The organism is Enterobacter cloacae complex sp. IR5401 (genome assembly GCF_049238425.1).
In the GTDB taxonomy this organism is placed as follows: Bacteria; Pseudomonadota; Gammaproteobacteria; order Enterobacterales; family Enterobacteriaceae; genus Enterobacter; species Enterobacter hormaechei_C.
Genome location: NZ_JBMKHN010000011.1, coordinates 142,193 through 149,406, shown reverse-complemented (window position 1 = coordinate 149,406; position 7,214 = coordinate 142,193). Strand labels below are relative to the sequence as shown.

Sequence of the window (7,214 nt, the reverse complement as noted above, 5' to 3'; positions counted from 1 at the left end):
CTGATGATCTGTTCGTCGGAAAAACGCTTCTTCATGGGGATGTCCTCATGTGGCTTATGAAGACATTACTAACATCGGGGTGTACTAATCAACGGGGAGCAGGTCATCGATTCTTGTTTTGTTTACCAAACACTCTGAAGATTTATGATAAGGGCAATCAGACTAATTCTTCTCAACCAACATGCATTTAGGAAGAACTCTCAAATCGATTGATTCATCTTCAAAAGAACAGCTTTAAGGATATAAGCAGCCTACGCAACTGGATTCATCTACCCCTAGAACAAAATTGTAAGTTTTTCAAAGACAAAGAAACGGTAAAGCTTGTAGTAACTGGATTTCAGACACAAAAAAAGCCGCCCTTAAGCGACTTTGATTTGCATCTTTTGGTGCCGAAGGCCGGACTCGAACCGGCACGTATTTCTACGGTTGATTTTGAATCAACTGCGTCTACCGATTTCGCCACTTCGGCACTGAAGGGGATGCGGAAACGTTGTGGATTATACCTGTCGCGCGCCGCCATGCAAGCGACGACGCGCGAAACCCGCGCTAAGTGCCCAAAAAACCAGCGCTACCGTCAGTCCAGCTCAGACACCGCCAGCCGAATCACCCTCGCCGCCTTCTGCTCCGGCAGCGCAAGCACCTTCGCCCACATCTCCTGCACCATATCGCAGGAGAGCTTCTCTTTGCCCGCCGCCTTCTCCGGCATCTGCAGCAGCTGGATGTCCTCGCCGTACTTATCGGCAAGTTGCTTCATAATCGGCCGCACATCCTCGACGGCCGCCTCGCGCTCGGCCGGGGTCACGGTGTGGCGGTTTTTGCCGTAGGCCGCGCGCATCATGTCGGCGTCGGCCTGCATGCGCCGCGCCATCAGGTCTTTATCCAGCATGCGCATCGGGTTGATGCCGCCCTTCACCATCGGGTAGAGGAAGCGGAAGCAGGCGTCGTCGCTCACCTTCTGGATGGCGGCGGTCTGCTCCATGTTGATGGTCATGTAGTTCACCACGTTGGCGTCCGGGGCGTTTTGCAGGCGCGACATCTGCAGATGCAGGATCTGCGGCTGGATGGTGTCGATAATCTGCTGCTCCGGCTCGCCCGCTTTTTGCAGGGCGGCCATCTGGTCAAGGATACGCTGATGCAGCGCGGGCTCCTGCTCCTTAATCACCTGCCAGGCGGGCATCGCGTTAAGGGCGTTATCCATCTGCCGTTCCGGGGCGCGCTGCCTGTCGAAAAACACCCAGAACGCCACGGCGGCAGCCGCAATGACGACAATCACAATACGGGTCCACGTTTTATTCATCTCGCATCCTTATCCTTGAGTTATGCCGGTTTACACCGGCACGCCGCTGTGGAAGCGAAACTCGTTGTCCGGTGTCGAGATAAGTGTGGCTTCAATTTCGCCAAAAAGCTTTATGCGCGGTGAGATATCGTCGTCGCTCACCTGCTGGGCCAGCGTCAGGTAGTCCTGATAATGGCGCGCTTCCGAGCGCAGCAGCGAGAGATAGAACTTCTGCAGGTCGTCGTCGAGGAACGGAGCCAGCGCGGCGAAGCGTTCGCAGGAGCGGGCTTCGATGTAGGCGCCGCAGATGAGCTTGTCGATCAGCGTCAGCGGTTCGTGGGTGCGCACGTCCTTCAGCATCCCTTTGGCGTAGCGGCTGGCGGTGATTTTGACGTACGGAATGTCGCGGGCCAGCATCGCCTCGCGCACCTGCCAGAAGTGGTGCAGCTCCTCTTTAATCAGCAGCACCATGCTGTCGATGAGCGCCTGGCCCCACGGGTCGTCGGTTTTGGGCATCACGCTTTTGCCAATCCGCCTGTGCAGGGCGATGAAGTCCGGCTCCGGGCCGTCGCGAAAGGTGAACAGTTCATAGGGTTTGAGCCAGTCGAGCAGCGCGTCGGCACCGCTTTCGTCGGCGACGTATTTACGCACCAGCAGCAGCGCGGTCTGGGCGGCCTTGAGCTCGCACACCATGTGGTCGGTGAGCAGCAGCGGCAGGTTCGCCGGGTCGCGGGCTTTATCAATCCATGCTTGCGGGGTCGGGCACTGGAGGAAGTTAAGTACAGGGGCGAGTATCTGCGGGTAATCCATGGTTCTGCCTTGAAAAAGCGGTGGCGTGCGCCACCGCCTGAAACGCTTAGTGACGCACGCCGTCGTCGTCTTCGTCGACGTAATCTTCGTCGTCGCCTTCTTCGCCGTTCGGATCTTCGAAGTAGGTTCCCCAGCCGTCGTATTCCACATCAAACTTCTCGGCCAGGTTCATCAGCTGTTCGACCTGCGCGTCGATCAGCTCCGCCTTCAGCGCGCCTTCGCTCAGGATGTCGCAGCAGATGACGGTGTCGCCCTCTTCCACTTCCAGCTCTTCCGGCTCGGTCACTTCGTAGCCCAGCTTGAAGGCTTCCACGGCCATTTTTTCCAGCGCGTCGAAATCATCCGCAGAGAAATGGTGCTCGATGGTGTACAACGCGTCCGGATCGCTACCGTCTTCCAGCAGCTCTTCAATAATCAGACGCGTCTCTTCGCGTTGCTCTTCCAGTAATTCCGGGTTTGCCATGGCTCAATCCTCTTTAAAGTGCGGCAGATACTTCTATTTTCACACACGGACGGGTTTGCCTCCACCTTTGTTGGAAAGATTTGTGAAACGGGGTTGCAAATGAATAATTACACATATAAAGTGAATTTTAATTCAACAAGTGGCGTTCGCCATGTGAGGATAAAATGTCTGATCTGTACAAAAAACACTTTCTGAAACTGCTCGACTTTACCCCTGCACAGTTCACTTCTCTGCTGACCCTTGCCGCACAGCTCAAGGCCGATAAAAAAAATGGCAAGGAAGTACAGAAGCTTACCGGTAAAAACATCGCGCTCATCTTCGAAAAAGACTCGACCCGTACCCGTTGCTCTTTCGAAGTTGCCGCATTTGACCAGGGCGCACACGTTACCTATTTAGGGCCGAGCGGCAGCCAGATTGGGCATAAAGAATCAATTAAGGACACCGCGCGCGTGCTCGGGCGGATGTACGACGGCATTCAGTATCGCGGCCACGGCCAGGAAGTCGTCGAGACGCTGGCGCAGTATGCGGGCGTGCCGGTGTGGAACGGGCTGACCAACGAGTTCCACCCGACGCAGTTGCTGGCGGACCTGCTGACCATGCAGGAGCACCTGCCTGGCAAGGCGTTCAACGAGATGACGCTGGTCTACGCGGGCGATGCGCGCAACAACATGGGCAACTCGATGCTGGAAGCGGCGGCGCTGACCGGGCTGGATCTGCGCCTGGTGGCCCCGAAGGCCTGCTGGCCGGAAGAGAGCCTGGTGGCGGAGTGCAGCGCGCTGGCGGAGAAGCACGGCGGGAAAATCACCCTGACGGAAGACGTGGCGGCGGGCGTGAAGGGCGCGGACTTTATCTATACCGACGTGTGGGTGTCGATGGGCGAAGCCAAAGAGAAGTGGGCGGAGCGGATTGCGCTGCTGCGCGGGTATCAGGTGAACGCGCAGATGATGGCGCTCACCGGCAACCCGGACGTGAAGTTCCTGCACTGTCTGCCGGCGTTCCATGACGACCAGACCACGCTCGGCAAGCAGATGGCGAAAGAGTTCGACCTGCACGGCGGGATGGAAGTGACGGACGAGGTGTTTGAGTCAGCGGCGAGCATCGTGTTCGACCAGGCTGAAAACCGGATGCATACGATTAAGGCGGTGATGGTGGCGACGCTTGGGGAGTGATTGGGTCCTCTGCGCGCTGGTGCCCTCACCCCGGCCCTCTCCCACGGGGAGAGGGAGAAAACACTAAAAACGACAACAGCGTTATCGTCGGGCAGAAAAATTCATTTTACTGACGCTTTCTCAGACAGGCATTAACCATAATAGATATTTATATTTTTATTAACCATTATTTACTGAGTAGATAATGGTTAATATCAGGTCATTATCAATTACAAAACACCGTATATTATCGGCGTAATATTTCCTTATTGCTGCATTTCGTTAATAAGGATTAATTATGTCATGGAATAAGCATGAAGCTGTGTCATATACCCGCAGCCACGCACATCATAAAAGTACCGGGTACTGCATCCGCGCCGTAGCCGCGGCTATCAGCGCCGGAGGATTGAAAATTATAGAACAGCCTTTATCCCTGCCAGACATATCGGAAGATACAGCCAAAAATCACCCTTTACAGGCATTATTGATATGAAAAATATCTTACCGCTTCTCTTAATATTTTCTTTCTCTGCAACGGCTGGCCTTTCTGATCCAATTGAGCGTGCTGTAAAATTTAACAGCTGGTACGTAAATCAAATCAACAAAGACGTATTTCCCATTACTGATGGAAACGAAATAGATAAATATGTCACAGCATCAACAATGAAAAAACTCCGTCACGCGCAGGATCCTCGCTATGCAGACGAAGAGTTTTACGAGGCCGATATATTTTTAAAAGCGCAATACATCGGCGATGACTGGCCGCAGAATGTAACAGCCATAGCCGGGGATACCGATCCAGTCTGTGTCAACGTATACATTGCATTCGGTAAAAAGCAGGACCACATAGTCATAGACTGCATGGTTAAAGAAGACAACTTATGGAAGGTACAGTCAGTTTCTGCTGTTGAATTTTCAAGAAACCTGACTATACCGAACTGAGCCAAACGACGTACCGGCAATGATATTGATACTGCGCGCTCTTTTTGCCGGGTGGCGCTGCGCTTACCCGGCCTACACAACCCGTAGGCCCGTGCAAGCGTAGCGCCGCCGGGCGGATCAGACCAGCTCCATTTCATTGATTTTTCACCCCGAAAAAGGTACGTTTTCGCCTTAATTCCAGCGTGGACATACCAGCATTATGCCGATTATTCAGTCTGTTGAACGTGCGTTGCAGATCCTCGACCTGTTCAACGAGCAGGCCACCGAGCTTAAGATCACCGACATCAGCAAACTGATGGGGCTGAGCAAAAGTACTCTCCACTCGCTGCTGAAAACCCTGCAGCTTCATGGCTATATCGATCAGAACCCGGAGAACGGCAAATATCGCCTCGGCATGAAGCTGGTCGAGCGCGGCCATTTTGTTGTGGGCTCCATCGATATTCGTCAGAAGGCGAAAGGCTGGCTGACGGAGCTGTCCCAGCGTACCGGGCAGACCACCCATCTGGGGATACTGGACGGGCGTGAAGGGGTTTATATCGAGAAGATTGAAGGCAAGCTGGCCGCCATCGCCTATTCGCGCATTGGCCGCCGCCTGCCGGTTCACGCCACCGCCATCGGCAAGGTGTTGATTGCCTGGCTGGGCGAGACCGAGCTGAACGCCCTGCTGGAGGGCTATCACTACACCACCTACACCCCTTCCACCCTCGCCTCTCGCGAAGCATTAATGGCCGCTCTGGCGCAGACCCGCGAGCAGGGCTATGCCCTGGATAGCGAAGAGAACGAGCAGGGCGTGCGCTGCGTGGCGGTGCCGGTGTGGAACCATGAATCCCGCGTGATTGCCGCCCTGAGCCTGTCGACGCTGACCTCCCGCGTGGACGACGCAGAGCTGGCTGATTTCCGCGAGCAGCTTCAGCAGGCCGGGCTCCAGCTCTCACGCGCGCTGGGCTACCCGGCCTGAGCCGTTAAACCGGCTCGTAGGTGAAGTAGTCGAAGTCCGCGTGGCAGCCGTCGCCGCTGATGTCCTCGCAGTGCAGCCCCACAAACGCACCGGTGAAGAAGCCGCGCCCGCCGATATAGTCATCCGACAGCTTCCACGCCTCATACGCTACCGGCACGGCGTGCCACGTCTCGCCGTCAAACGAGTAGCTGTAGCGGTAGACCAGCGTATCCACGTCCACGCGCAGCCAGACGCTCTCCGCACTCTCCGGCACGGGAATGGGCTGCTCGTGCAGCGGCCACGACGGTACGTTGTGGTCGAGCTGGATCACCTTGATGGTCCTCCCCTGCCCCTCCTCGAAATCCACAAAGCAGTAGCTCCAGTTTTTGCTGTTGTAGTAGCAGGTCAGCCCCGCGCTCTGCTGGAAGTGGACCGGCGAGAACTGCATCCGCATCTCCGCCCGGAAGGCAAAGTGCTGCCAGCGGCGCGCCACGGTCGACTGGGTAAAGGTCGAGTTGAGCGAGTCGTTGCCGTAGAGCCGTAAGTAGCCCGGGCGCGCGGTGAGCGAGCCGAGGGTGTCGTCGAACGGAATGCGCAGGGTCTGTAGCTGCGGGTCAAGCGTACTGCCGTCGAAATCATCCCGCCAGTTACCCTGAGCGGCTGCGGGCTGCTCGGCCACCTGCGGGCCTTTCACGGTCAGCTGCGCGTGCTTGCCGCCTTCCACGTACGGCCAGCCGTCGCGCCACTCAATGCGGGCGATGCCGGTCTCGCGCCCCAGCGGGCAGTAGCCGCGCCCGCCGGAGGCCAGCAGCGGCACGCCGGGCAGACGCAGCGGGCGGCTGGTGAGGTAGGCCATGTACCACTCCCCCGTGTGGGTCTGCAGCAGCGAGCCGTGGCCGCTCTTCTGCAGCGGATTCTCCGGCAGGTGCCAGCTGGTCATCATCGTCACGTCCGGGTGCAGCTCGTACGGCCCGTCGATGGTTTTTGAACGCAGCACCACGACGGCGTGCTCGTAGCTGGTGCCGCCCTCGGCAACCATCAGGTAGTACCAGCCCGCGTGGCGATACAGGTGCGCGCCCTCGGTGTAGCAGAGCGGCGTGCCGGTAAACAGGGTTTTACGCTCGGGCGAGAGCGTGCCAGTCTGCGGGTCAAACGCCTGCATCACGATGGTGTTGTGCGGGTTGCTGTGGTGGCGCGGCCCCCACGGACGGTAGAGGTAGTACTTGCGGCCATCGTCGTCGTGGAACAGGGACGGGTCAAACCCGCCGTTGCCCATCGGGATCGGCTCGCTCCACGGTCCTTCGATGGACGGCGCAGTGACGAGGAAGTTGCGGCCATTTTTCCACGGCGAGTCGACAATCTTCACGTCGGTATAGAGCAGCCAGAATTTGCCGTCAGCGTAGCTCAGGCACGGCGCCCAGATGCCGCCGGAGTCCGGGTTGCCCTTCATGTCCAGCATCGACACGCGGTCCAGCGGGGTGCTGACCAGCGACCAGTTTTTCAGGTCACGGGAGTGGTAGATGCGCACGCCGGGGAACCACTCGAAGGTCGAAGTGGCGATGTAGTAGTCCTCGCCCTGACGGCACAGGGACGGGTCCGGGTTGAAGCCGGTCAGGATTGGGTTAGTGATTTCCATAT

The 7,214-nt window shown here is 57.2% G+C and carries 8 protein-coding genes and 1 tRNA gene; 4 read left to right on the top strand and 5 right to left on the bottom strand.

Annotation, left to right across the window (positions count from 1 at the left end):
* Positions 1 to 384: 384 nt before the first annotated feature.
* From ACOTX1_RS16705 to rraB, 4 genes are all read right to left on the bottom strand, one after another.
* Positions 385 to 469, bottom strand: a tRNA-Leu gene (locus ACOTX1_RS16705).
* Between the two features lie 105 nt (positions 470 to 574).
* Positions 575 to 1,297 carry a hypothetical protein gene (locus tag ACOTX1_RS16700; protein WP_023315308.1) on the bottom strand — a complete coding sequence of 241 codons (723 nt, stop codon included), beginning with the start codon at positions 1,295 to 1,297 and terminating at the stop codon, positions 575 to 577.
* Positions 1,298 to 1,327: 30 nt separating this feature from the next.
* Positions 1,328 to 2,086: a tRNA isopentenyl-2-thiomethyl-A-37 hydroxylase MiaE gene (gene miaE, locus ACOTX1_RS16695; RefSeq protein ID WP_023315307.1), complete on the bottom strand. Its 759-nt coding sequence runs from the start codon at positions 2,084 to 2,086 to the stop codon at positions 1,328 to 1,330.
* 46 nt (positions 2,087 to 2,132) lie between these two features.
* Positions 2,133 to 2,549, bottom strand: a complete 417-nt coding sequence (gene rraB / locus ACOTX1_RS16690) for a ribonuclease E inhibitor RraB (protein ID WP_023315306.1) — start codon at positions 2,547 to 2,549, stop codon at positions 2,133 to 2,135.
* 99 nt (positions 2,550 to 2,648) lie between these two features.
* Here rraB and argL point away from each other — a divergent pair, with 99 nt between their 5' ends.
* From argL to xynR, 4 genes are all read left to right on the top strand, one after another.
* Positions 2,649 to 2,744, top strand: a complete 96-nt coding sequence (gene argL, locus ACOTX1_RS16685; RefSeq protein WP_221766387.1) for a putative translational regulatory protein ArgL — start codon at positions 2,649 to 2,651, stop codon at positions 2,742 to 2,744.
* Entirely contained in the window at positions 2,714 to 3,718 is a 1,005-nt protein-coding gene (gene argF / locus ACOTX1_RS16680; protein WP_023315305.1) for an ornithine carbamoyltransferase, read from the top strand. The genes argL and argF overlap by 31 nt, the downstream gene beginning before the upstream one ends.
* 468 nt (positions 3,719 to 4,186) lie before the next feature.
* Entirely contained in the window at positions 4,187 to 4,639 is a 453-nt protein-coding gene (locus ACOTX1_RS16675) for a DUF3828 domain-containing protein (protein WP_023315303.1), read from the top strand.
* Between the two features lie 199 nt (positions 4,640 to 4,838).
* Positions 4,839 to 5,597 (top strand): DNA-binding transcriptional repressor XynR, encoded by a 759-nt coding sequence (gene xynR / locus ACOTX1_RS16670; protein WP_023315302.1) that lies wholly within the window; start codon positions 4,839 to 4,841, stop codon positions 5,595 to 5,597.
* A 4-nt stretch (positions 5,598 to 5,601) separates the two neighbouring features.
* Here the strand turns inward: xynR and ACOTX1_RS16665 are convergent, their stop codons facing one another.
* Complete coding sequence (locus tag ACOTX1_RS16665) at positions 5,602 to 7,212, bottom strand: glycoside hydrolase family 43 protein (RefSeq protein ID WP_023315301.1); 1,611 nt, start codon at positions 7,210 to 7,212, stop codon at positions 5,602 to 5,604.
* Between the last annotated feature and the right edge of the window lie 2 nt (positions 7,213 to 7,214).